Below are 24,611 nucleotides of genomic sequence, written 5' to 3'. Positions count from 1 at the left end.
CCCGGGCAGCCAAGGCGGCGGGTGTTCGGCTGGGTGACCCGCGGCATCGACGGTCCGGGCGGAACCGAGGCCGCCTACGCCCGTTCCGCGTCGTCGTCGCGCGAGCATCGCGGTGGTTGCAACCTGTCGCGGCCGCTCCGGCCCTGTGCTAGACTTGTACCGAGGAGCATCGCCATGAACAAGCGCGTCACCGTCGACCTCGCCGACGACGAAGCCCGGGCCATCGAAGCCGCCGTCGTCGATGGCCGCTTCGCCAGCGAGGCCGAGGCGGTCAGGGCCGCCGTCGCCGCCTGGGCGGCGAACGAAGCCGACGAGGTGGAACTGCGCGAGGCGGACATCCAGCGCCTGCGCCGGATGGTGGAAGAAGGGCTGGCGAGCGGGCCGTCGCTCGACGCCGACGCCGTTCTCTCCCGGCTGCGCGAGCGCATCGCCATCCGGACGTCCGGCCGGTGAGGCTCCGCGTCTCGCCGCGGGCCGCGGACGATCTGTCGCTCGCCGACGATCGGGACTGACCCACTGCGCTCCATGGACATGCAAGCCACGCAACCGTTGCGCTGCATTCTCCTTCCCGGCCTCGACGGGACCGGCCAGCTTTTCGAGCGCTTCCTGGCCGTGCTGCCGCCCGATCTCGCGCCGGACGTCGTCGCCTATCCGGCCGACCGCCCGCTCGGCTACGACGACCTCATACCGCTGGTCGAAGCGCGGCTGCCGCGGGACGAACCCTTCGCCATCGTCGCCGAATCCTTCTCCGGACCGCTGGCGATCCGCATCGCCGCGCGCCGGCCGCCCGGCCTGGTCGCGCTGGTCCTTGTCGCCACCTTCGTCCAACACCCGGTGCCCTGGCTGCCGGCGGCGCTCGCCCCGCTCGCCCGCCCGTTCCTGTTCCGCCTGCCGCCCTTCGTGGCACCCATTCGCTGGTTCCTCGCCGGCGAGAACGGCGACGAACTTGCCGCCGAAGTCGCCCGCGTCGTCCGGCGGGTCGCGCCCGCGGTGATCGCCCGCCGCGTCCGCGAGGCGCTGACGGTCGACGCCCGCGCCGAGCTCGCCGCCGTGGCGGTGCCGATCCTCATCGTCTCGGCGCGGCGCGACCGCCTGCTCGGCCCGGGCGCCGCCCGCAGCCTCGCCCGCCTCCGCCCCGATGCCGCCCATTGCGAGATCGACGCGCCGCACATGCTCCTGCAGCGACGGCCACGCGAGGCGGCGGACGCGGTGGCGCCCTTCCTCCGGTCGCTCGGACCGCCTTGAGCGATCGCGCCCGCCGTCACGTCCCGCGCGGCTTCGCCCGGGTGGTCGGGACGGCACTGGCCGGGTCGTCGGGCCAGAGGTGGCGGGGGTAGCGGCCCTTCATCTCGGACTTGACCTCGCGCCAGGAGCCGCGCCAGAAGCCGGGCAGGTCGCGGGTGACCTGGATCGGGCGGTGCGCCGGCGACAGGAGTTCGACGGTCAGCGGCACCCGGCCGTCGGCGACGCTCGGATGCTGGGCGAGGCCGTAGAGTTCCTGCACCCGGATCGACAGCACCGGTCCGTTCTCGGCCTCGTAGTCGAGCGCCACGGTCGAGCCGGTCGGCGCGGTGAAATGCATCGGCGCCAGCCGGTCGAGCGCGCGCCGGCCGTCCCAGCCGATCAGCGCGTCGAGGGCGTTGCCGAGATCCGCTGCGCCGATCTCGCCGAGCGAACGCCGGCCCTCGATATGCGGCGCGAGCCAGGTCTCAAGGGTTGCCGCCAGGGCCTCGTCGCCGAGATCGGGCCAGCCTTCGGGATCGGCGCGGCGGGCGAAGCCGACGCGGGCGATGGTCTGACGCTGGGCCTTCGACCACGGCAGCGCCCCGATGCCGCGCTGCCGCAGCCCGCCGACGAGCGCCCGGGCGACGAGCGCGGGGTCCGGATCGGCGACCGGCGTCTCGCCCAGGACCAGGGCGCCGAGCCGGCGCACCCGGCGCGCCCGGACCGCGCCGGCCGCCGCGTCGAAGCGGACATCGATCTCCTCGCGGATGTGGCCGGCGAAATCCTGCTCGATCGCCTCGATCGACAGCGGCGCGGCGAGCAGGATGCGGGCGCGGGCCGCCGTGCCCTGGACCTCGGCGACCGCGAGCCAGGGCTGGCGGGCGAGCGCCTCGTGCGGCTCCAGCATCGCGCCGCGCCCGTTCATCAGGCGGAAGCCGCCGGGGGCGCCGCGCGCCTGCGCGACGCGGTCCGGATAGGCGAGTGCGAGCAGGCGCCCGGCATCGGCGGGATCGTTGGAAGCTGCCGAGACCGGAGTGGCGGTCGAAGCGGGGCCGTCGCGATCGGCGCCGGCGAGCCGGGCCCAGCGTTGCGCCAGCCGGCGCGCGTCCTCGGCACGTTGCGAGCGGTCCTGCCGGAGGCGGCGGATGCGGTCCTCGAGATCGACCGCCGTGCCGCCGAGCCCGTGTTCGCTGAGCACGGCGGCGATCTCGGCGGCGAGCCGCGCAGCGCCCAGGTCGGCGGCCCGCATGACCATGTGGCCGAGCCGCGGATGCAGCGGCAGGCGCTGCAGCGCGCGGCCGTCCGCGGTCAGCCGACCATCGCCGTCGAGGGCGTCGAGGTCCTTCAGGAGCGCGACCGCCTCGTCCCAGGCCGGCTTCGGCGGCGGGTCGAGAAAGGCCAGCCCGGCCGGGTCGGCGACGCCCCAGGCGGCGAGATCGAGAACGAAGCTCGCCAGATCCGCCTCCAGAATCTCCGGCCGGTCATAGGCGGCCAGCGCGGCGGTCTGCGGCTCGTCCCAGAGCCTATAGCAGAAGCCCGGCCCGGTGCGGCCGGCGCGGCCGCGGCGCTGGTCGGCGCTCGCGCGCGACACGCGCACGGTCTCCAGCCGGGTCATGCCGGTCGACGGCTCGTAGCGCGGCACGCGGGCGAGGCCGCTGTCGACCACGATGCGCACGCCCTCGATGGTCAGCGAGGTTTCGGCGATCGCGGTCGCCAGCACCACCTTGCGGCGGCCGGGCGCGGCCGGGCGGATCGCCGCGTCCTGTTCGCGCGGGGTCAGGGCGCCATAGAGGGGCGCGAGATCGACATCGGCGCCGAGCTTGCCGTCGAGCTGTTCGGCCGTGCGCCGGATTTCGGCCTGGCCGGGCAGGAAGGCGAGCACCGAGCCGGTCTCCTCGGCCAGCGCCCGCCGCACCGCCGACGCCATGGCGGCCTCGATCCGCTCGCCGGGGTCGCGGCCGAGATGGCGCGTCTCGACCGGGAAGGCGCGGCCCTCGCTGGTCACAACGGGCGCGTCGCCGAGCATCGGATCGCCGAGAACCGTGGCGACACGGGCACCGTCGAGGGTCGCCGACATGACCAGCAACCGCAGGTCCGGCCGCAGCGCGCCCTGCGCATCGAGCGCCAGGGCGAGGCCGAGATCGCCGTCGAGGCTGCGCTCGTGGAATTCGTCGAACAGCACGGCGGCGACGCCGGTCAGTTCCGGATCGTCGAGGATCAGCCGCGTGAACACGCCCTCGGTGACGACCTCGATCCGGGTCCGCGCCGAGACCTTCGCCTCCATGCGCACCCGGAAGCCGACCGTGCCGCCGACCTCCTCGCCGAGCACCGCCGCCATGCGCGCGGCCGCGGCCCGGGCTGCCAGCCGGCGCGGTTCCAGCATCAGGATGCGCCCGTCGCCGCGCCAGCCCGCCGCCAGGAGGGCCGGCGGCACCCCGGTGGTCTTGCCGGCTCCGGGCGGGGCGACCAGCACGACCCGCGTCGCCGCTTCGAGGCGGGCGAGCAGGTCCGGGAGAACGACATCGATCGGCAGCATGGCCGGGGTTCTAGACCATGTCCCGCAACCCCGGCAACGTGTCGCCCGACACGATCCGTTCGCCTCCGGCACCCCGGACGCGACCTGCGGCGACGATCAGTCCGGCCGTCGATCGATGGCCTCGTCGACCGGCCAACTGTCAGCCTCCGCCGGCGCTTCCCCACCGGCCCGAGACAGAAACCGCAGGGCTGCATCGAGATCGCCCGTACCGGCGCGCTCTGCGAAGAAATCGGGGGCACTTGCGCCCGAATTCAGAAACTTCTCAGAGTTGTGCGACATGACAGCTGTCCATGACTGAAGGGACGAGCAGACACAAGACCCCGCGTCTCTTCGTTCCCTCTCACTCCTCCCCCATGGCGATCAGGCTGGCATTGCCGCCGGCGGCGGCGGTGTTGGTAGAGATGGCCTGTTCGAGGGCGAAGCGCAGGAGATAGTCCGGACCGCCGGCCTTGGGGCCTGTGCCGGAGAGGCCGGAGCCGCCGAAGGGCTGCACGCCGACGACCGCGCCGATCATGTTGCGGTTGACGTAGATGTTGCCGGTCGGCAGGCGCTCGCAGACGCGGGCGATGGTGGCGTCGATGCGCGAATGGACGCCGAGCGTCAGGCCGTAGCCGGTCGCGCCGATGCCGTCGAGCACGCGGTCGAGCTCGCCGGCCTTCCAGGTGACGACATGCAGCACCGGGCCGAACACCTCCTGCGTCAGGTCCTCGGCGCGGGCGAGGCGGACGATGGTCGGCGCCACCCAGGTGCCGGCCGCATAGGCGCCGGCCGGCAGGGCGCCCTCGAACGCGACCCGGCCCGCCGCCTTCTCGCGCGCCACATGGGCATCGAGCCGGTCCTTGGCCTCGGAATCGATGACCGGGCCGATGTCGACCGCCGGATCGGACGGATCGCCGAGGCGCATCTCGCGCGCCGCGCCCTCGATCATCTCCAGCATGCGCGGCGCCACGTCCTCCTGCAGGTAGAGCAGGCGCAGGGCCGAGCAGCGCTGGCCGGCGGAGCGGAAGGCGCTCATGACCACGTCGTCGGTGACCTGCTCGGGCAGCGCGGTGGCGTCGACGATCATGGCGTTGATGCCGCCGGTCTCGGCGATCAGCGGCACGATCGGGCCGGGCTTGTCGGCGAGCGTGCGGTTGATGATGCGCGCCACCTCGGTCGAGCCCGTGAAGGCGATGCCGGCGACCGCCGGATGGGCGACCAGCGCCGCACCGACGCGGCCGTCGCCGGGGACCAGATGCAGCGCCTCCTCGGGGATGCCGGCGGCATGGAGCAGACGCACGGTCTCGTGGGCGACGAGCGGCGTCTGCTCGGCCGGCTTGGCGACGACCGCATTGCCGGCGACCAGCGCGGCGGCGGTCTGTCCGAGGAAGATGGCGAGCGGGAAGTTCCAGGGCGAGATGGTCACGATCACGCCGCGGCCGCGATGGCGGAAGCGGTTTTCCTCGCCGGTCGGGCCGGCCAGCACGGTGCCGCCGTCGCGGAACACCCGACGGGCTTCGGCCGCGTAGTAGCGGCAGAAATCGGCCGCCTCGCGCACCTCGGCGAGGCCGTCGGCGAGCGTCTTGCCGGCCTCGCGGGCGAGCAGGGCCAGATAGCGGTCGCGGTTGCCCTCGATCAGGTCGGCCGCCCGCTCGAGCGCGGCGGCGCGGGTCTCGACCGGGGTCGCCGACCAGGCCGGGAAGCCGCGCCGGGCCGCCTCCATGGCGCGGATCGCGGTCGCCGCATCGGCCTCGACCACGGTGCCGACGCGGGTCGTGCCGTCGACCGGCGAGAGGACCGGACGGGTGGTCCCGGCGACGTGGCGGCCGTCGACGATCGGGGCGGCGGCGACCTCGTCGGCGCGGAACGACCAGACCTCCTTCAGCATCAGGTCGCGGTCGGCGGCGACGCCGAATTCCACGCCGCGGGAATTGCGCCGGGCGGCGCCGTAGAGATCGCGCGGCAGCGGGATGCGCGGATGCACCGCCCGGGCGCCGCCCTCGAGCCATTCGGACGGGCGGGTCAGCAGCGTGCGGATCGGCACGGCATCGTCACCGACCTTGGCGACGAAGGAGGAATTGGCGCCGTTCTCCAGGAGCCGGCGGACCAGATAGGCGAGCAGGTCGCGATGGCCGCCGACCGGGGCATAGATGCGGCAGGGCACGCCCTCCTGCTCGGTCACGGCGCGGTAGAGGCTCTCGCCCATGCCGTGCAGGCGCTGGAACTCGAAGCCGAGCGAGGCCGCCGCGGCGCGGCCGCCGGCCCGCCCGTCATGGCCGCCGAGCTCCATGATCTGGGCGACGGTCAGCGCGTTGTGGGTGGCGAATTGCGGGTAGATGCGGTCGCGCCGGGCGAGCAGGCGGCGGGCGCAGGCCAGATAGGAGAGATCGGTCGCCGCCTTGCGGGTGAAGACCGGATAGCCGGCGAGCCCGCGCTCCTGCGCGCGCTTCACCTCGGTATCCCAATAGGCGCCCTTGACGAGGCGCACCATCAGGCGCCGGCCATAGGACTCGGCAAGATCGCCGATCCACTCGACCACCTCCGGCGCGCGCTTCTGGTAGGCCTGGATGGCGAGGCCGAAACCGTGCCAGCCGGCCAGCGTCGGATCGGCCAGCACGGCGGCGATCACGTCGAGCGACAGTTCCAGCCGGTCGGCCTCCTCGGCATCGACCGTCAGGTTGAGGTCGTAGGCCTTGGCGGATCGGGCCAGATCGATCATGCGCGGCACCAGCTCGCGCATGACGCGCTCCTGGTTGACCGCCTCGTAGCGCGGGTGCAGCGCCGACAGCTTGACCGAAATGCCCGGACGAGCCGGCAGCGCGGACGAGCCGGCGGCCTTGCCGATCTTCTCGATCGCACCCGCATAGGAGGCGAGGTAGCGGTCGGCATCGGCGGCCGTGCGGGCGCCCTCGCCGAGCATGTCGTAGGAATGGCGATAGCCCTTGGCCTCGAGCGCGCGGGCCCGGCCGAGCGCGTCGTCGATGGTCTCGCCGAGCACGAACTGGTGGCCCATCACCCGCATCGCCTGGCGGGCGGCGGTGCGCACCGCCGGCTGGCCGAGCCGTTTGACGAGGCCGCCGAGAATGCCCTCCGGGGTGTCGCCCGGCTGCAGGATGCGGGCGGTCAGGCCCATCGCCCAGGTCGAGGCGGAGACCAGCCAGCCGTCCGACTTGCGCTCGTGGCCTTCGAAATTGGCCTGGCGCAGCTTGTCCTCGATCAGCCGGTCGGTGGTCTCGGGATCCGGCACGCGCAGCAGCGCCTCGGCGAGCACCATCAGGGCCAAGCCCTCCTTGGTGGAGAGCGAATATTCGCGCAGGAACTCCTCGACCCCGAAGGCATTGCGGTCGGTCCGGATCGCCTCGATCAGCCGGGTCGCCTCGGCATCGATGCGCGCCTCGGCGGATTCGACCAACCGCGTCTCCTCGATCAGGCGCGCGACCAGACCGCGGTCGTCGGGCGCGAAGGCGGCGCGGAACGGCGCGGGATGGGCGGCGGAGAAATCGGCGGCAGCGGCCATGGTCGGCTCCGGACGGTCGGGCGTTGGGGATGTCCCATCATACGTCAGGATCGAGCGCGGCTTTCACCAAAGATGGAGACATTGGACCGGTGATTTCGCTATGATTGGCGTTATGGACAGTGAAATCCCCATCGACCGAATCGACCGTCGCATCCTCTCCATCCTGCAGTCGGACGGGCGCATCACCACGACCGATCTGGCCGAGCGGGTCGGACTCTCGGCGACCGCAGTCTCGGAGCGGTTGAAGCGGCTGACCCGCGACGGCTTCGTGCGCGGCTACGGCGCCCGGCTCGATCCGCAGAAGCTCGGCCGCGGCCTGCTGGTCTTCGTCGAGGTGATGCTCGACCGCACCAGCCCGGACGTGTTCGATGCCTTCGCGGCCGCGGTCGCCCGCGCGCCGGAGGTGATGGAATGCCACATGGTCGCCGGCGGCTTCGACTACCTGATCAAGTCCCGCGTGCGCGACATGGCCGCCTACCGGCACTTCCTGGCCGAGGTCATCCTGGCCCTGCCGGGCGTGCGCGAGACGCGCACCTATGCGGTCATGGAGGAGGTCAAGGCGACCGACATGCTGCCGATCTGACGGCGTGGCGCCGTTGGACGGCCTTCCGGGACGCCCGCACGGGCAAGGCCCGCTGGCGGGCACTGCCCGCTGCCCCGGGGCAACGTCCGCTGCCGGCCGGAACACGCAACCGTGCGCTCCGGCGCGGCTTGACCGCGGCGACGGCGCGCGGTCTATCCGAACCGCGGCACGGCCTGCCGCCGACCCGGAGACCCGCCAGATGCTCGCCCGCCTCCTCGCCGCACTGACCGGACTGGCCTTCGGCCTCGGCCTCACCGCCGCGCGCGCGGCCGATCCCGATCCGGCCGACTGGGCCGCGGTCCTGGCCGCCGCGAAGGGCCAGACGGTCTATTTCCACGCCTGGGGCGGCGAGACGCGCATCAACGACTATATCGCCTGGGCGGGCGGGCAGGCGAAGGCGCGCTTCGGGGTCGAGGTGGTCCACGTCAAGGTCGCCGAGACGTCGGCGGTGGTGTCGCGCGTGCTGGCCGAGACATCGGCCGGGCGCGACCGCGACGGCAGCGTCGATCTGGTCTGGATCAACGGCGAGAATTTCGCGGCCATGAAGAAGGCCGGCCTGCTCTGGCCGACTGGCTGGGCGACACGCCTGCCGAACTGGCGCCATGTCGACGTGGCCGGCAAGCCGACCACCGTCGCCGACTTCACCGTTCCGACCGACGGCATGGAGGCGCCCTGGGGCATGGCGCAATTGACCTTCTATGCCGACAGCGCCCGCGTCCCCACCCCGCCGGCCTCGCTCGACGCGCTGGCCGATTACGCCCGCCGTCATCCCGGCCGCTTCACCTATCCCGAACCGCCGGATTTCCTCGGCACGACCTTCCTGAAGCAGATCCTGGTCACCCGGACCGCCGACCGTGCCGCCCTCGCCCGCCCGCTCGACCCGGCCGAGGCGGAGGCGCGCTTCGTCCCGGTCTTCGCTTATCTGGACGCGCTGCACCCGCATCTCTGGCGCCAGGGCAAGGTCTTCCCGGCCAATGTCGCGGCCTTGCGGCGGCTGGTCGCCGACGGCGAGACCGATATCGGCTTCACCTTCAATCCGGGCGATGCGGCGACCGCCGTCCGCTCCGGCGAGTTGCCGGCGACGGTCCGCAGTTTCACGCTCGCCGGCGGCACGCTCGGCAACACGCATTTCGTCGCCATCCCGCTCAATGCCAAGGCCAAGGCCGGCGCGCTGGTGCTGGCCGATTTCCTGATGTCGCCCGAGGCGCAGGCCGCCAAGCAGGACCCGAACCGCTGGGGCGATCCGACCGTGCTCGCCGTCGACCGGCTGCCGGAAGCCGAGCGGGCCCGCTTCCGCGCGCTCGATCTGGGCGCGGCGAGCCTCGCCCCGGACGCGCTCGGCCCGGTCCTGCCCGAGCCGCATCCGAGCTGGACCACCGCCCTGGCGGCGGCCTGGGCGCAGCGCTACGCGGTCCGCTGAGACAGCGCGGCCCATGCGCCTCGCCGCGATCCTGGTGCTGGCCGGCCTTGTCGGCACGGTCGCGGTCGGGCTGGCCGGCACGCTGCTGCCGGCCTTCGGGCACCTGCCCGCCATCGGAGCGCATGGCCCGTCGCTCGACGCCTGGAGCCGCCTTTTCGCCATGCCGGGCCTCGCCCGCTCGGCTGCGACCGCGTTGGCGCTCGGCATCGCGGCCGCGGCGCTGTCGCTCGCCATCGTGCTGCTCGTGCTGGCCGCCTTCCACGGCACGCGGCCGTTCCGGCTCTTCGTCCGGTTGATCGGCCCGCTGCTCTCGATCCCGCATGCCGCCGCCGCCTTCGGGCTCGCCTTCCTGCTTGCGCCGTCCGGCTGGTTCCTGCGCCTCCTGTCGCCCTGGGCGACCGGCTTCGACCGGCCGCCGGACTTCACCCTGGTCAACGATCCGCTCGGCCTCGCCCTGCTGGCCGGGCTGGTCGCCAAGGAGGTGCCGTTCCTCATGCTGGTGGCGCTCGCCGTCCTGCCGCAGACGGCGCCCGCGCAGGCGATGGAGGTGGCGGCGGGCTTCGGCTATGGGCGCATGAAGGGGTTCCTGGTCGCCGTCGGGCCGCGCCTGCTGCCGCGCATCCGCCTGCCGCTGCTGGCGGTCGCCGCCTATGCCAGCGGATCGGTCGACATGGCGCTGATCCTGGGTCCGACCGGCCCGCCGCCCCTGCCGGTGCGGGTGCTGCGCTGGTTCGCCGAGCCCGATCTCACCATGCGGACGATCGCCGCGGCCGGTACCGTGCTGCAGGCGCTGGTGACCGGGATCGTCGCGCTGGCGGTGCTCGCCCTGGAGGCGGCGGTACGACGCCGGCTCGCCGCGGCGGCGATTTCGGGGCGCCGGCGGGTCGAGGATCGCGCCGCCCGGATCGCGGCCGGGGCGCTGGCATGTCTTCCGATCGCCGCGATCGGCCTCGGGGCCGCTGCCCTGGCCCTCTGGTCGGTCGCGACCGCCTGGCGCTTTCCGGCGGCCTGGCCCGAAGGCTGGTCGCTCGCCACCTGGACGGGCCTCGCGCCCGCCCTGGCCGGGCCGATCCTGACCAGCGCCGGGCTCGGCCTCGCCGCGGCCGCGATCGCGCTCCTCGCCGCGATCGTGCTCCTCGCCGGCGCGCCGCCCGGGAGCCGCGCCTCAGGGCCGGTCGCGGTCCTGCTGTTCCTGCCGATCCTGGTGCCGGAGACGAGCTGGCTGTTCGGGCTCGATGTCGCCCTGTCGGCGGCCGGCCTGACGCCGGGACCGTCGACCGTCCTGATCGGCCATGTCGCGCAGGTCGTGCCCTATGTGCATCTCTCGCTTGCCGGACCCTGGGCCGGGCTCGACCGGCGCCTGGAGCCGGTCGCGGCGAGCCTCGGGGCCGGACCGCTGCGGCGTCTTCTCGCTGTTCGCCTGCCCCTGCTGGCCGGTCCGCTCCTGACCGCCGCCGCCGTCGGCTTCGCGGTCAGCATCGCCCTCTACCTGCCGACCCTGGTGCTCGGCGGCGGGCGCGTCGCCACGATCACGACCGAGACCCTGGCGCTGGCCGGCGGGGCCGACCGCCGCATCACCGGCGCCACGGCCCTGGTCCAGGCCCTTCTGCCCTTTGCCGGATTCGCCCTGACGGGGCTCGCCGTCCGGGCCCTCGCGCTCAGGCGCAGGCAGCCGGTTTCCGCCTGACCGGTCTTTCCAAAGCGATTTCCTGAAGTGCACAAAATGCTCTAAGGTCCGCCCGAATGCCGGTCGCGCTCCGCCGCCGCCGCCCCCATATCACACCCATATTCCCAGACTTCCGAGGACCGACATGGCCGCGCCCGCGCTCGACGAACGCAAGACCATCGTGCTGACCGGAGCCAGCCGCGGCATCGGCCATGCCACGGTGAAGCGCTTCTCGGCCGCCGGCTGGCGGGTGATCACCTGCTCGCGCCAGCCCTTCTCCGACAAATGCCCCTGGCCGATGGGGCCGGAGGATCACATCCAGGTCGATCTCGCCGATCCGGTCAATGTCGGCATCGCCATCGCGGAGATGCGGCGGCGGCTGGAATCCTCCGGCGGCAAGCTGTACGGCCTCGTCAACAATGCGGCGATCAGCCCGAAGGACAAAAACAAGCAGCGGCTCGATTCGCTGTCGACGCCGATGGACATGTGGCACTCGGTCTTCCACGTGAACTTCTACGCGCCGGTCCTGCTCGCGCGCGGGCTGTTCAAGGAACTGAAGGCGGCCGGCGGCTCGATCGTCAACGTCTCGTCGATCGCCGGCACGCGGGTGCATCCCTTCGCCGGCACCGCCTATGCGACCTCGAAGGCCGCGCTGGCCGGCCTGACCCGCGAGATGGCGCACGATCTCGGCCCGCACGGCGTGCGCGTCAACGCCATCGCCCCCGGCGAGATCGACACCTCGATCCTCTCGCCCGGCACCGAGAAGATCGTCGAGCAGATCCCGATGCGCCGGCTCGGCCGGCCCGAGGAGGTCGCCGACATCATCTACTATCTGTGCTCGGATTCGAGTTCCTACATCACCGGCTCGGAGATCCACATCAACGGCGGCCAGCATCTCTAGGCGCGAGGCGCGCCACGCCCGGACCGGTCACCGGATCCGGGCCGGCCAAGGCGCGCCTTCCGCGATCCGCAGATAGACCCGGCCGCGCATGCCGGCTGCGAGCGGCAGGCTGCGCGTATCGGTCACCTCCACGGTGACGGTGACCATGCGTCCGGAAACCGCGTTGCCGTCCGGCGGCTGCGGCGCCGTGGCACCGCCGTCCTGGGCGACGACCGAGACGACGCGGGCAGGAATCGCGTTGCCCTTGAAGCCGAACAGCTCCAACCGCGCCTCCGCGCCGATCGGCAGATGGCCGACGGTCTCTGCCGGAAACGGGGCGATCATGGCGAGATCGGCCAGATCGGTCAGGGTGGCGACGACGCGACCGGCCTCGATGTCGTCGCCGGGCTGCACCGCGAGGCGGTCCAGGCGGCCCGCGCGCGGGGTGGCGACCAGGAATTCGCCGGTCCGGCCGCGCAGGCGCAGGATCGGCGTTCCGGCCGTCACGGCCGTGCCGGGCGGAACCATCACCTGCAGCACCGCACCGGCACCGGGGCTGGCCACCGGCACCTGCGTGGCGGTGAGCACGCCCGATGCGACGGCGATGCCGGACGGCAGGGCGCGGTCCTCCCGCTCCAGCACGACCCAGTACAGGACCATGCCGGCCAGCAGCGCGAGACCGAGCATGAAGGCGAGACCGGGCGCCGTTCTGCGCCGGAACTCCGATGTCTTGTCGCCCTTCAAGTCCAGCCCCTCGGCCGTTGCAGCCGGTTCGTGCGCCCCGGCCGGACCCTAATCCAGGACGGGGTGCGGGGAAATCATCAAAACGCCGGATCCCCGCTATGCCCAGGCCGGTCGACAGACGCGAGCCGACGACCGGCGCCGGCGTCGCGCCTCTTCAGAGCCACGGCAGCCGGGCGCCGGAGCGCCGGCCTCAAAGCTTCAGCCGCGGGCGGCGCATCTCGTAGAGCATCACCGCGGTGGCAACCGCTAGATTGAGGCTGTCGGCGCGGCCGGCCATCGGGATCTTGACCGTATGGTCGCAGGCGGCGACCAGGTCGTCCGGCAGCCCGGACTGCTCGTTGCCCATCAACAGGATGCCGGGCTCGGCATAGCGCAGGCTGCGATAGTCGACCGCGCCGGCCAGATGGGTGCCGACCACGGGCACGCCGGTGCGCCGCTTCCAGGCGACGAACTCCTCGGCGGTCGCGGCGGCGAGGCCGATATTGAAGATCGACCCCATGGTGGCGCGCACGGCTTCAAGAGCGAAGGGGTCGGTGGTGTCGCCGATCAGGATGACGCCCGAGGCGCCGACCGAATCGGCTGTGCGGATGATGGTGCCGAGATTGCCCGGATCCTTGACCGTCTCCAGCGCGACCCAGACGCTCGACCGGTCGAGATCGATGTCGTCGAGCCCGATCAGCCGCTGCTCGAACACCGCCACCACCATCTGCGGATTGTCGCGCCGGCTGATCTTTTCCAGCACGTCCTCGCTGACCACCAGCACCAGCGCGCCGCGGTCGACCGCCGCCCGGGCGATGCGGCGGACCATCGGCTGGTCCTTGACCTTGGCCGCATAGGCGAGCACCCGGATCGGCCAGTCCTGGTCGATCGCGTCGGCGATCAGCTTGAGGCCCTCGGCCAGGAACAGGCCGGTGCGCTGGCGCTCCTTCTTGAGCTGCAGCGCGCGCATCTCCTTGACGACCGGATTGGCGAGGCTCGACACCTCCTTGATCTGGCCGGCGCGCTGGGGCGCGGACGGACGCGGCGGGTTCGACCGTCTCATGGGCACCACCGGGAGAACAGCGAGGTGGCGAGGCGGCGGCCGCCGGCCTCCTCGACGAGCAGCAGTTCGCCCGATTCCAGCCGCCCGGCGCGCGGCGCCATGACCTCGGCGGCCAGCTCGTGGAAGGACACGAAGGAGGCGCGCATCGCGTAGACGGTCAGGATCAGGAAGGACGGATCGGCCGACAGGAGATCGCGGCAGGCGGTCAGCATGGCGGGCAGGTCGGCGAAGAGCTGCCAGACCTCGCCGCCCGGGCCGCGGCCGTATTTGGGCGGATCGAGCAGGATGCCGTCGTAGCGGCTGCCGCGCCGGCCCTCGCGGGCGACGAACTTGCCGGCATCCTCGCAGATCCAGCGGATCGGCAGCGCCTCCATGCCGGAGGCGGCCTGGTTCTCGCGCGCCCAGGCGATCGCCTTCTTGGAGGCGTCGACATGGGTCACCTGCGCGCCCGCCGCCGCGGCGACCAGCGAGGCGATGCCGGTATAGCCGAACAGGTTGAGAAGCTTCAGCGGCCGGCCGGCGGCGCGGATGCGCTCGGCCATCCAGGCCCAGTGGGCGACCTGCTCGGGAAAGACGCCGGTATGGCGGAACGACGTGAAGCGGCAACCGAAGGCGACATCGCCATAGGCCATCGGCCATGTTTCCGGCACCTGGCGCGGGAAGCGCCAGCGGCCCGGCCCTTCCTCCTCGACATCGCCGGTGAAGACCGCGTCGGCCCGCTCCCAGACCGCCTCGCCGAGGCGCGGCGTCCAGATCGCCTGCTCCTCTGGCCGTACGAGCTTCATCCGCCCGTAGCGCTCCAGCTTGCGGCCGTGGCCGGAATCGATCAGCGCATAGTCGTCCCAGCCGGCGGCCTCCAGCATGAGGGGCCGGGTCGGGCTGCCGAGCGGCGGCTCGGGGCGGGTCTCGTCTTGGGCGGTCATGCCTTTCCATCGCGGATCGCGCGGGCGCGGTCAACGGGCGGAATGGTCTCGGCGGGAGCGCCCGAAGGCAAAAGGCCCACCCGGTCGCGGGGACCGGGTGGGCCGTGATCCGGGTCGGGTGGTCGAGCACCGGCGCCCCGGGATCAGGGCGCCGGCCGTCCGATCACTCGGCCGCCGAGCGCAGCTGCGGGGCGGCGTCGCGGACGGCGCCGTCGACATGGCGTTCGAACTTCTCGAAGTTCTTGACGAACATGTCGACCAGCTTGGCGGCCTGACGCTCGAAGCCGATCTTGTCCGCCCAGGTCTTGGCCGGATAGAGCACATGCGGCTCGATGCCGTCGACCGCGGTCGGCACGTCGAAGCCGAAATAGCGGTCGCGGTAGAAGGTTGCGGTCTTCAGCGAGCCGTCGAGGGCGGCCGACAGCAGGCGGCGGGTGACCTTGATCGGCATGCGCCGGCCGACCCCGTAGGCGCCGCCGGTCCAGCCGGTATTGACCAGCCAGCAGTCGACGCCGTGCTCGGCGATCAGGCGCTTCAGGAGCGCGCCGTATTCGGCCGGATGGCGCGGCATGAACGGGGCGCCGAAGCAGGTCGAGAAGGTCGCCTGCGGCTCGGTCACGCCCTTCTCGGTGCCGGCCACCTTGGCGGTGTAGCCGGACAGGAAGTGGTACATGGCCTGGTCGGGCGTCAGCTTGGCGATCGGCGGCATCACCCCGAAGGCGTCGGCCGTCAGCATGATGATGTTCTTCGGCTGGCCGGCGCGGCCGGTCGGCGAGGCATTCGGGATATAGTGCAGCGGATAGGCGACGCGGGTATTCTCGGTCAGCGAGCCGTCGTCGAAATCCGGCACGCGGGTCAGCGGGTCGAGCGGGACGTTCTCCAAGACGCTGCCGAAGCGCTCGGTCGTCGCGTAGATTTCCGGCTCCGCCTCGCGCGACAGGCGGATGGTCTTGGCGTAGCAGCCGCCTTCGAAATTGAAGACGCCGTCCTCGCTCCAGCCATGTTCGTCGTCGCCGAGCAGCGTGCGGGTCGGGTCGGCCGAGAGGGTCGTCTTGCCGGTGCCCGAGAGCCCGAAGAACACCGCCACGTCACCCGCGTCGCCGACATTGGCCGAGCAGTGCATCGGCATGACGCCCTGCGCCGGCAGGAGGAAGTTCAGCATGGTGAAGACGGACTTCTTCATCTCGCCGGCATAGGAGCTGCCGCCGATCAGCACGATCTTGCGCGAGAAGTCGCAGGCGATGATGGTCTCCGACCGGCAGCCGTGGCGGGCCGGATCGGCCTTGAAGCTCGGCAGGTCGATGATCGTCATGTCGGGCACGTAGTGGCGCAGCGCCGCGCGCTCCGGACGCCGCAGCATGTGCCGGATGAACAGCGAGTGCCAGGCGTATTCGGTCACCACGCGCGCGGGCAGCGAATAGCGCGGATCGGCGCCGCCTTCGAGATCCTGCACGAACAGGTCCATGCCCTCGGCATGCTTGATGAAGTCGTCGTGCAGCAGCGCGAACTGCTCAGGGGTGAACTTCTTGTTGTTGTCCCACCAGACGCTGTTCTCGGTGAGCGCATCGCAGACGACATACTTGTCGTTGGGCGAGCGGCCGGTGTGCTGGCCGGTATAGGCGACCAGCGCCCCGCCCGCCGCGATCTTGGCCTCGTCGCGCCGGATCGCCTCCTCGTAGAGCTCGGGCTCCGACAAATTCCAATGGACCGAGCCGAGATTCTTCAGCCCGATCGCATCGAGCCCCTGAGCTTCGTTCCAGGTGCCGGTCTGTTTCACGCGTTAACCCTCCGGATGCCCGCCGGCTGCCGCGGCGGGTCGATCTGCAATATCTTGCTGCGACGACGTGTCCATGCCGAATGAACAGTTCAAGTCCTCCAAATCCTTGAGACTGCTCTCGGCACGACGACGCTAGTCACACGACGCCTTGATAACAAGACATCCGAAGGTCGACAGAAGTTCCAAAGACGATTCAATCGATTGAATACCTCACACGGATCGCGCCGTATCTGCAAGTTTCTTCAGAACTGCACGAAGTGGACCGGTATGGCGGATCGGCTCGGGATAGGCGATGCGACGCACCAGCGTTCCGGCCGGCGTGTCGAGGGCGAGATCCAGGCCTTCCGGGTCGGACCCGATCGCCCGCCAGGCCCCGTCCGGCGCCCCGGCCAGCCGGGTCGCATAGAGGGCGAGCGCATCGGCATGGTCGGCGTTGAGATGCTCCAGGATTTCGGTCTCCGCCCCGACGATCTCGCCGGCCTCGGAAAGATCGAGCAGCAGGTCGGCGGCCTTGATGTCGACGATCCGGCCGAAGCCGGCGACCAGATGCCCGGTCTCCACCGCCATCCGGTAGAAGGCGAAGTCGCGGAAGCCGGCATAGCCCTCGGCCTCGGGATGGCGGGCGAGGAAGCGGCGGCGGGCCTCGCCCGGCTCAGCCAGCCGTTCCATCCGGCCGGTCAGCGTGACGCGCGCCCCGGTCAGCGGATCGCCGGGCAGGATCGCGCCGGGGCCGCGCTCGTCGAAGAGCAGCGAGGCGCGCGGATCGGCCTTCAGGTTGCGGGTATGGGCCGCGAGATCGGACAGGAGCAGCAGCGGCGCCCCGTCGGCAGCGCCGGCGACCGTCACCAGCGTCGCGAACGGCATGCCGGTGCCGGCATCGAGCGTGGCCAGCGCAGCGCTGCGCGCCTCGCGCATCAACCGTCTTGAGGCCGAAACGGGCGTGAATGCGGGCTTGGTCATGCGAAATTCCTCCGAATCCGGCTCCGAAGCCGGAAAATGGTCAGCTCTGCACCCCGCGCCATGGGCGGGCGGCTCTCTCTCCTCTATAACGCCGCGCTTCGGAGCGGGAGCGGCTCCGCGACCCTGGCGACCGATTATCGACCGGTCCGATCGGGCAGGCACGCCCTCCCGGTCGGCGCGTCGGTATGGTCCGGCGCGTTCCGGCTCCGGGAGCGCAGGCATCATGGCGGTCGATAACGCAGGCATCGGAAGCGGAATGCGCAATGAGACCGGCGCCATGCCGGTCGGTCGGCATGCCGTCGAAACGCTGCGGCTGGCCGGCCCGATCATCGTCGCGCGCGCGATGCTGCTGGTCATGTTCGTGGTCGATACCGCCATGGCGGGTTGGGCGGGCGCTGCGGAACTCGCCTATATGGGGCTCGGCGTCGCCCCCCAGATGGTGCTGATGCTGGTCGCGGTCGGTGCGCTGCAGTCGGTCGTGGTGCTGTCCGCCCAGGCCCAGGGGGCGGGCGACGCGACCGGTACCGGGCGGGTCTTTCGCGCCGGGCTGATCCACGCGGTCGCCCTCGGCCTGCTGGTTGGGCTGCTGTCCGTCTTCTCGGAGCCGTTCTTTCGCGCCACCGGCCAGGCGCCCGACCTCGCGAGCGGCGCCGCCCGCGTCACCGCCGCCTTCGGCTGGGGCCTGCCGGGCATGCTCGCCTTCACGGCCGTCAACCTGTTCCTGGAGGCGACCGGCCGGCCGCGCGCCGGGATGGTCATCCTGATCCTGGTCAACATCGCCAACGTGCCGCTCAACGGCATCTTCGGCCTCGGCTGGTTCGGGCTGGCCGACCCGGCCGGGGCGGTCGGCTGCGTCGCCGTCTCCGCCGCGCTGCGCTGGGTCGCCTTCCTGGCGGCGATCGGCTATCTCGTCGCCGACGAGGCGCGCCGCGGCGATCCGCGCCGGCTGGTCGTCCCGCCGTCGACCTGGCTGGCCGAGATCCGCACCCTCGGCGGCGCGGCCGGGCGCCAGATCCGCGCCGTCGGCCTGCCGATGGGCATTGCGCAAGGCGTCGAGAGCGCGGCCTTCACCACCATCGTCTTCGTCGCCGGCACGCTCGGCACGACGCCCCTCGCCGCCCACCAGATCACCATGACGGTGGTCAGCCTGATCTTCATGATGGCGATCGGCACGGCGAGCGCCACCGCAATCCGCGTCGGCCGCGCGGTCGGCGCCGGCGCGGCCGCCGATGCGGCGCGGGCCGGGCGGGTCGGCATCGTCATCGGCGCCGCCATGGCTCTGCCCTTCTCGGTCTGGTTCCTGATCGACCCCGATCCGATCGGGAGGGTCTACACCGACGATCCCGCGGTCCTGGCGCTGACGCGGCAGACTTTCCTGGTCGCCGCCTTCTTCCTCAGCATCGATGCCGCCGCCGCGGTGCTGATGGGGGCGCTGCGCGGCGCCGGCGATGTCTGGCGGCCGAGCATCCTGCAGACCTCGGCCTACTGGCTCGGCGCCGTGCCGATCGCCGCCGTCCTGGCCGGACCGGGAGGGCTCGGTCCTGTCGGCCTGATGGGCGGCATCGTCGCCGGCGCGGCGATCTCCGTGGTGCTGCTCGATCACCGCTTCCGCAGGGTTTCCCGCGGCCCGCTCGGCCGCCTTTGAGCCGCCGTCACGGTTTGCGGTTCCCCGCCGCAGGCAGATGGGCTAGACCAGGGCCTGTTTCGACCCGCACGCATCACGCCTCCGTCTATCCGTCGGACGGTGCCCTACGGCGTTCGGACGATTTCGTCCAACGGGAACCGGGGATAGACTGAAACGTCATGATTTGAGCGCATTCGCAGCGCTCCAAGCAGAAACCAGGGTCGCGCCGTGCTCGTCGCGCCCGCTCATCGCGAGGACCCATCGACGATGCCGACTATCGCTCTGGTCGACGACGACCGGAACATCCTGACCTCCGTCTCCATCGCGCTCGAAGCCGAAGGCTATCGGGTGCAGACCTATACGGACGGGGCGTCCGCGCTCGACGGGCTGAGGGCCAATCCCCCGGATCTCGCGATCTTCGACATCAAGATGCCGCGCATGGACGGCATGGAACTGCTGCGCCGCTTCCGCCAGAAGTCCGAGCTGCCGGTCATCTTCCTGACCTCCAAGGACGACGAGATCGACGAGCTGTTCGGCCTCAAGATGGGCGCCGACGACTTCATCCGGAAGCCCTTCTCGCAGCGCCTGCTGGTCGAGCGCGTCAAGGCCGTGCTGCGCCGCGCTGCGCCGCGCGGGGAAGGCGCACCGAAGCCGACCGACCAGGCCAAGATGCTGGAGCGCGGCAACCTGTCCATGGACCAGGAGCGCCACACCTGCACCTGGAAGGGCGAGCCGGTCACCCTGACGGTGACCGAATTCCTGATCCTCTATGCGCTCGCCCAGCGCCCGGGCGTGGTCAAGAGCCGCAATGCCCTGATGGATGCGGCCTATGACGATCAGGTCTATGTCGACGACCGCACCATCGACAGCCACATCAAGCGGCTGCGCAAGAAGTTCAAGGCCGTCGACGACGATTTCGAGATGATCGAGACGCTCTACGGGGTCGGATACCGCTTCAAGGAGGCGTGACCGGCCCGCCATGGACATGCGCGCCTCCGAAAGCCGGCCCGTGAAGCCCCAGAAGCCGGCGCAGAAGCGCCGGCGCGGCTGGCAGACGGCGCTCTGGCGGCTGTGGCGATCGTCGGGGACGGCGGTCTTCTCCAGCCTGACGCGCCGCATCGTCATCCTGAACCTGTTCGCGCTGATCGCGCTCTTGTCCGGCATCCTCTACCTGAACCAGTTCCGCGCCGGCCTGATCGACGCGCGGCTGGAAAGCCTGATGGTCCAAGGCGAGATCATCGCCGCCGCGGTTGCCTCCTCGGCGAGCGTCAATACCGACCAGATCCTGCTCGATCCGGACGAGCTTCTGAAGCAGGACCTGACCGAGAAGCCCGAGCCGCCGGGCGACGACACGCTGTCCTCGCTCGACTTTCCGATCAACCCGGAGCGCGTCGCCCCGGTGCTGCGCCGGCTGGTCTCGCCGACCAAGACCCGCGCGCGCATCTACGACCGCGACGGCTTCATGGTGATCGATTCGCGCAATCTCTACCGGCGCGGCGATTTCGGCCCGGTCGCTCCGGCGTCCGAGCCGCCCGAGACGGCACGCTGGTTCGACCGCTTCGCCGAGGAGGTCACCGGCTGGTTCCGCGGCACCGGCCTGCCGGTCTATCGCGAACTCGGCTTCTCCGACGGAAAGGACTATCCGGAGGTCGCCCAGGCGCTGACCGGCGCCTCCGCCTCGGTCGTGCGGCGCACCACGAAGGGCGAGCTGATCGTCTCCGTCGCCGTACCGATCCAGCGCAATCGGACCGTGCTCGGCTCGCTGATGCTGTCGACCCAGGGCGGCGACATCGACGCGATCGTGCGCGCCGAGCGGCTCGGCATCATCCGCGTCTTCCTGGTCGCCGCCGGCGTCACCATCCTGCTCTCGGTGCTGCTCGCGGGCACCATCGCCGGGCCGATGCGCCGGCTCGCCGCCGCCGCCGACCGGGTCCGCCGCTCGGTCAAGGCGCGCGAGGAAATCCCCGATTTCTCCGCCCGCCAGGACGAGATCGGCCACCTGTCGCGCGCCTTCCGCGACATGACCAATGCGCTCTACCTGCGCATGGACGCGATCGAGCATTTCGCCGCCGACGTGGCGCACGAACTGAAGAACCCGCTGACCTCGCTGCGCAGCGCGGTCGAGACCCTGCCGCTGGCCCGTTCCGACGAATCGCGCGGCCGGCTCCTGGAGGTCATCCAGCACGACGTTCGCCGGCTCGACCGGCTAATCTCGGACATTTCCGACGCCTCGCGGCTCGACGCCGAACTCGCCCGCGAGGAGGCCGCGCGCATCGATGTGGTCCGGCTGGTCGAGGCGGTGGTGTCGGTCCAGCACGAACTGGCGCTGAAACGCGACCAGGAGGTCCGCCTGATCGTCGCCAAGGATGCGGAGGGCCGGCCGCACCGGGTGATGGGCCACGACAGCCGGCTCGGCCAGGTCGTCACCAACCTGGTCGACAATGCCCGCTCCTTCTCGGTCGAAGGCGCGGAGGTGCGCGTTACCGTGCGCCGGGTCGACGATGCCGTCGAGATCCTGGTCGACGACGACGGCCCGGGCATCCGGCCGGACGCGATCGAGCGCATCTTCGAGCGCTTCTACACCGACAGGCCCGAGCAGGAGGGCTTCGGCAACAATTCGGGCCTCGGCCTCGCCATCTCGCGCCAGATCGTGGAAGCCCACCAGGGCACCATCGAGGCCACCAATCGGCTCGGCCCGGACGGGGAGAAGGTGCTCGGCGCCCGCTTCACCGTGCGGATCCCGGCGGCATGAGCCCGCCCCTGCCCACCAACCTGCACGGCTCGGTGGTGCTGGTCGGCGCCGACGGCATCCTGATTCGCGGTGCCTCGGGCAGCGGCAAGTCGCGCCTCGCGCTCGATCTCGTCGAGCGGACCCGGGAGGCGGGGCGATTCGCGGCCCTGGTCGCCGACGATCGCGTCGACCTGACGGCCGCAGGCGGGCGCCTGGTGGCGCGCGTGCCCGCAGCCATTGCCGGGCTCGTCGAAATCCGCGGATTCGGCATCGTCCCGGTCGACTTCGAACCGGCCGCGGTGATCCGCCTGGTGGCCGATCTCGGGCCCGCCGAGGCCCGGATGCCGCCCCCGGAGGCCCTGACGACCGACATTCTCGGCGTCCGGCTGGCCCGCCTGGCGGTCCCGTCCGGCGACCCCTCGGGCGCGGCCCTGGTCCTCCGGTGCATGCCGGGCCTCTTGCGATAAGTCGCGGAAACGGCTTTATGGTGCGGCACGGGAGGGAGTTCGTCCTTGAATGCCCCGCCCGCCGCAACCATCTAAGCGCCTCGGTCGAGGCGCGGGCGCAACGAGAGAAGACGGCCCGGAAGGGCAGGACCCGCGTCTCATGTGGAGCATGGCCCGATGATCGGTCTCGTCCTCGTGACTCACGGGGAGCTCGCCAAGGAATTCGTGAAGGCTCTCGAACATGTCGTCGGGCCGCAGCAGCAGATCCAGACGATCTGCATCGGTCCGGAGGACGACATGGAGCAGCGCCGGCAGGACATTCTCGATGCCGTCGCGAAGGTCAATGACGGATCCGGCGTGGCAATCCTGACCGACATGTTCGGCGGCACGCCGTCCAACCTGGCCATCTCGGTCATGAACGGCGGCACCGTCGAGGTCGTCGCCGGCGTGAACCTGCCGTTGCTGGTCAAGCTCGCCAAGGTGCGCCAGGAGAAGCCGCTGCTCGCGGCCGTCTCCGAGGCCAAGGATGCCGGCCGGAAATACATCAACGTCGCCAGCCAGGTACTGCAGGGCCAGTAGGCGCCGGTCACAAGCGCGCGAATCGCTCGTCGATTAGGCTTAGAGACGCCGCGGCATCTCGACACCGACACGATTTCACGTCTATTCGTAGCGCCGTTGCAGAAGGCGGAGAGCGGGGTCCGATGGGCGGTCCCCAGTTGAGTGAGGGCGCCGTGTCCATGGCAGATGCAGAGACTGTCGACGGGCATCTGGTCCGCGATCTGCTGATCACCAACAAGCGCGGACTTCATGCCAGGGCCTCGGCCAAGTTCGTGCAGACCGTCGAGGGCTTCGACGCCGAAGTCGAGGTCACCAAGGACAATCAGACCGTCGGCGGCACCTCGATCATGGGCCTGATGATGCTGGCCGCGAGCCCCGGCACGACCATCCGCGTCGCCGCCAAGGGCCGGCAGGCCGCCGATGCCCTGGCGGCGATCACCACGCTGGTCGAAGCCAAGTTCTACGAGGAATAGGCCGGCCGTCCCCGGCCGATACGTGCTGCGGGCCTCGCGCGGGAGGCAGGCCGCATCATGCGGCCGTCCGGCTCGAGGAATGCAGGCCGCAAGGTGCGGCCGTCCGGCGCCATCGAGACGCCTCCTGGCTCACGCACGGCGGGACGATTTCCCTCACGCCGCAGTCGAGCCAGCCGTGTCCGGCGCCCCTGCCCCGTGGACGGGTCTTTTTCGGGTGTCGTGGCTCGGCCGATGTCGCCGCCGCGCGGAAACCGCGGGATCTCCGCTCAGCCGCGGTCGCGGCCGAAATCGCGGACCAGACCGGCCATCACCGCCGCCGCCGCGCCCTGCGCCTCGAACCCCTCGGCGACGCCGGTGCGGTCGGCTTCCGGGCGGTTCTGGCTGACCTTCCACTTGCCGGTGATGCGCGCGATCGGGATCTCGATCCCGACGATGCCGCGCATCTGCGCCGCGATGAACGGTGCCGGCGCATCGTCGACCGCCCAGGGCTCCGGCCGCGCCGCCTCCTGCAGGGCGGTCAGGTCGGCGATCTGGCTGGCGAGCCAGTCGGTGTCCTCGATCGCCCGGGCGCGGCCGTGGACTTGGACCAGCGCATAGTTCCAGGTCGGCACGACCTTGCCGGTCTCCTTCTTGGTCTCGTACCAGCCGGGCGTCACGTAGCCCTCGGCCGCCTGGAACACGACCAGCACCTCGGCCCCCGCCCCGATCACCCGCCAGACCGGATTGGCCCGCGCCACATGGCAGCGCAGCCGCCCCAACGGCCCCTCCCCGGCATCGAGCAGGAAGGGAATCGGGTCCGCGGTCAGCCCGTCCGGCCCGGCCACGACCAGAAGCCCGAGCGGATGCGCCCGGATCAGCGCCTGCTGGGTCGGCAGGTCGTCGACGGCGAAATGCGGCGGACGGTACATGGGCGGGCCCTGGGTTCGAGAATCGGAGGGTTTTAGGGCGATTCCGGTGCGGGGGAAATGGGGCGTACTGCACCGCCGCTTACGTTTTGCCTGGCACCTAGGGCCCAGGACGAACCGAAAGCTGCGATGGTATGGACCGGATTCTTGGTTTGGCCACCAAGGGACTTAAAAAGATATAGGGTTTACATACTTTTTGTGTCACCCTCTTTAATTGTTATGCATCGATTCGCAATCAGAGATTCGAGAGGGTGGGATGTCGAACAATCTTCACATATCTTATGATTTGAATGATCCTGGACAGAACTACGAGAAAGTTGCCGAAGCCATAAAAGCTACGGGGTCTTGGGCAAAAATCCAAAAATCATTCTGGTACTCGAACTCCAGCCTAACTGCAGAACAAGCCGTCAATGCAATTTGGCCAGCAATGGACAAAAATGACTCTCTCTACGTCGTAGATGCTACTAACAACACCGCCGCATGGAGAGGTATCAGCGATGGAGTTTCGAAATTCATAATTGATAAGTGGATAAAGTAGCTGAACATCGGCCGCAGTTTGAGTTCCATACACGCAGACCTTCTTGCCAAGCACAATATATGATAACTTATCAAAATAATAATAT

Annotated in this window: 21 protein-coding genes; 13 read left to right on the top strand and 8 right to left on the bottom strand. The window is 70.8% G+C overall.

The window, feature by feature from the left end; genetic code table 11:
* Positions 1-174: 174 nt before the first annotated feature.
* Positions 175-453, top strand: a complete 279-nt coding sequence (locus KL771_RS17430; protein ID WP_261969810.1) for a type II toxin-antitoxin system ParD family antitoxin — start codon at positions 175-177, stop codon at positions 451-453.
* Positions 454-525: 72 nt separating this feature from the next.
* Positions 526-1,245, top strand: a complete 720-nt coding sequence (locus KL771_RS17425) for an alpha/beta fold hydrolase (RefSeq protein ID WP_261969809.1) — start codon at positions 526-528, stop codon at positions 1,243-1,245.
* A 16-nt stretch (positions 1,246-1,261) separates the two neighbouring features.
* Here the strand turns inward: KL771_RS17425 and hrpB are convergent, their stop codons facing one another.
* Entirely contained in the window at positions 1,262-3,760 is a 2,499-nt protein-coding gene (gene hrpB / locus KL771_RS17420; RefSeq protein WP_261969808.1) for an ATP-dependent helicase HrpB, read from the bottom strand.
* A 340-nt stretch (positions 3,761-4,100) separates the two neighbouring features.
* Entirely contained in the window at positions 4,101-7,256 is a 3,156-nt protein-coding gene (putA, locus tag KL771_RS17415) for a bifunctional proline dehydrogenase/L-glutamate gamma-semialdehyde dehydrogenase PutA (protein ID WP_261969807.1), read from the bottom strand.
* A 112-nt stretch (positions 7,257-7,368) separates the two neighbouring features.
* On the opposite strand from putA, the gene KL771_RS17410 reads away from it, so the two are divergent.
* The 4 genes from KL771_RS17410 (at position 7,369) to KL771_RS17395 (ending at position 11,826) form a co-directional block, all read left to right on the top strand.
* Complete coding sequence (locus KL771_RS17410; protein ID WP_261969806.1) at positions 7,369-7,839, top strand: Lrp/AsnC ligand binding domain-containing protein; 471 nt, start codon at positions 7,369-7,371, stop codon at positions 7,837-7,839.
* 199 nt (positions 7,840-8,038) lie between these two features.
* Positions 8,039-9,259 (top strand): ABC transporter substrate-binding protein, encoded by a 1,221-nt coding sequence (locus tag KL771_RS17405; protein WP_261969805.1) that lies wholly within the window; start codon positions 8,039-8,041, stop codon positions 9,257-9,259.
* A 13-nt stretch (positions 9,260-9,272) separates the two neighbouring features.
* Positions 9,273-10,946, top strand: a complete 1,674-nt coding sequence (locus KL771_RS17400; RefSeq protein WP_261969804.1) for an ABC transporter permease — start codon at positions 9,273-9,275, stop codon at positions 10,944-10,946.
* 124 nt (positions 10,947-11,070) lie between these two features.
* Entirely contained in the window at positions 11,071-11,826 is a 756-nt protein-coding gene (locus KL771_RS17395) for an SDR family NAD(P)-dependent oxidoreductase (RefSeq protein ID WP_261969803.1), read from the top strand.
* Between the two features lie 27 nt (positions 11,827-11,853).
* On the opposite strand, the gene KL771_RS17390 is transcribed toward KL771_RS17395, so the two are convergent.
* The 5 genes from KL771_RS17390 to KL771_RS17370 all read right to left on the bottom strand — a co-directional run bounded on the left by KL771_RS17390 (position 11,854) and on the right by KL771_RS17370 (position 17,251).
* Complete coding sequence (locus KL771_RS17390; RefSeq protein ID WP_261969802.1) at positions 11,854-12,549, bottom strand: HlyD family efflux transporter periplasmic adaptor subunit; 696 nt, start codon at positions 12,547-12,549, stop codon at positions 11,854-11,856.
* Positions 12,550-12,739: 190 nt separating this feature from the next.
* Positions 12,740-13,591 (bottom strand): TrmH family RNA methyltransferase, encoded by an 852-nt coding sequence (locus tag KL771_RS17385; RefSeq protein WP_261969801.1) that lies wholly within the window; start codon positions 13,589-13,591, stop codon positions 12,740-12,742.
* A complete protein-coding gene (locus tag KL771_RS17380) occupies positions 13,588-14,514 on the bottom strand; it encodes a class I SAM-dependent methyltransferase (protein WP_261969800.1) in 927 nt (308 codons plus the stop codon). The genes KL771_RS17385 and KL771_RS17380 overlap by 4 nt, the downstream gene beginning before the upstream one ends.
* Positions 14,515-14,677: 163 nt before the next feature.
* Positions 14,678-16,291, bottom strand: coding sequence for a phosphoenolpyruvate carboxykinase (locus KL771_RS17375; RefSeq protein WP_261969799.1), 1,614 nt, complete (start codon positions 16,289-16,291; stop codon positions 14,678-14,680).
* A 210-nt stretch (positions 16,292-16,501) separates the two neighbouring features.
* Positions 16,502-17,251: a HugZ family pyridoxamine 5'-phosphate oxidase gene (locus KL771_RS17370; RefSeq protein ID WP_261969798.1), complete on the bottom strand. Its 750-nt coding sequence runs from the start codon at positions 17,249-17,251 to the stop codon at positions 16,502-16,504.
* Between the two features lie 256 nt (positions 17,252-17,507).
* On the opposite strand from KL771_RS17370, the gene KL771_RS17365 reads away from it, so the two are divergent.
* The 6 genes from KL771_RS17365 (at position 17,508) to KL771_RS17340 (ending at position 23,083) form a co-directional block, all read left to right on the top strand.
* Complete coding sequence (locus tag KL771_RS17365; protein ID WP_261969797.1) at positions 17,508-18,896, top strand: MATE family efflux transporter; 1,389 nt, start codon at positions 17,508-17,510, stop codon at positions 18,894-18,896.
* Positions 18,897-19,142: 246 nt separating this feature from the next.
* Positions 19,143-19,844, top strand: coding sequence for a response regulator transcription factor (locus KL771_RS17360; RefSeq protein ID WP_261969796.1), 702 nt, complete (start codon positions 19,143-19,145; stop codon positions 19,842-19,844).
* Between the two features lie 16 nt (positions 19,845-19,860).
* Positions 19,861-21,627 carry a sensor histidine kinase gene (locus KL771_RS17355; RefSeq protein WP_261969897.1) on the top strand — a complete coding sequence of 589 codons (1,767 nt, stop codon included), beginning with the start codon at positions 19,861-19,863 and terminating at the stop codon, positions 21,625-21,627.
* On the top strand, positions 21,624-22,073 hold the full coding sequence (locus KL771_RS17350; protein ID WP_261969795.1) for an HPr kinase/phosphorylase: 450 nt from the start codon (positions 21,624-21,626) through the stop codon (positions 22,071-22,073). The genes KL771_RS17355 and KL771_RS17350 overlap by 4 nt, the downstream gene beginning before the upstream one ends.
* 156 nt (positions 22,074-22,229) lie before the next feature.
* Positions 22,230-22,631, top strand: a complete 402-nt coding sequence (locus KL771_RS17345) for a PTS sugar transporter subunit IIA (RefSeq protein WP_054360220.1) — start codon at positions 22,230-22,232, stop codon at positions 22,629-22,631.
* Between the two features lie 158 nt (positions 22,632-22,789).
* Entirely contained in the window at positions 22,790-23,083 is a 294-nt protein-coding gene (locus tag KL771_RS17340) for an HPr family phosphocarrier protein (RefSeq protein ID WP_054360219.1), read from the top strand.
* A gap of 266 nt (positions 23,084-23,349) precedes the next feature.
* Here KL771_RS17340 and KL771_RS17335 read toward each other — a convergent pair whose 3' ends face one another.
* The gene (locus tag KL771_RS17335) at positions 23,350-23,991 is read right to left on the bottom strand and encodes an FMN-binding negative transcriptional regulator (protein WP_261969794.1); all 642 of its coding nucleotides are present in this window, start codon (positions 23,989-23,991) and stop codon (positions 23,350-23,352) included.
* Positions 23,992-24,244: 253 nt separating this feature from the next.
* On the opposite strand from KL771_RS17335, the gene KL771_RS17330 reads away from it, so the two are divergent.
* Entirely contained in the window at positions 24,245-24,526 is a 282-nt protein-coding gene (locus KL771_RS17330; protein ID WP_261969793.1) for a hypothetical protein, read from the top strand.
* The last annotated feature ends 85 nt before the right edge of the window (positions 24,527-24,611 follow it).

The sequence above is a fragment of the Prosthecodimorpha staleyi genome (assembly GCF_018729455.1).
In the GTDB taxonomy this organism is placed as follows: domain Bacteria; phylum Pseudomonadota; class Alphaproteobacteria; order Rhizobiales; family Ancalomicrobiaceae; genus Prosthecodimorpha; species Prosthecodimorpha staleyi.
This window is presented reverse-complemented; position numbering and strand designations above follow the sequence as displayed.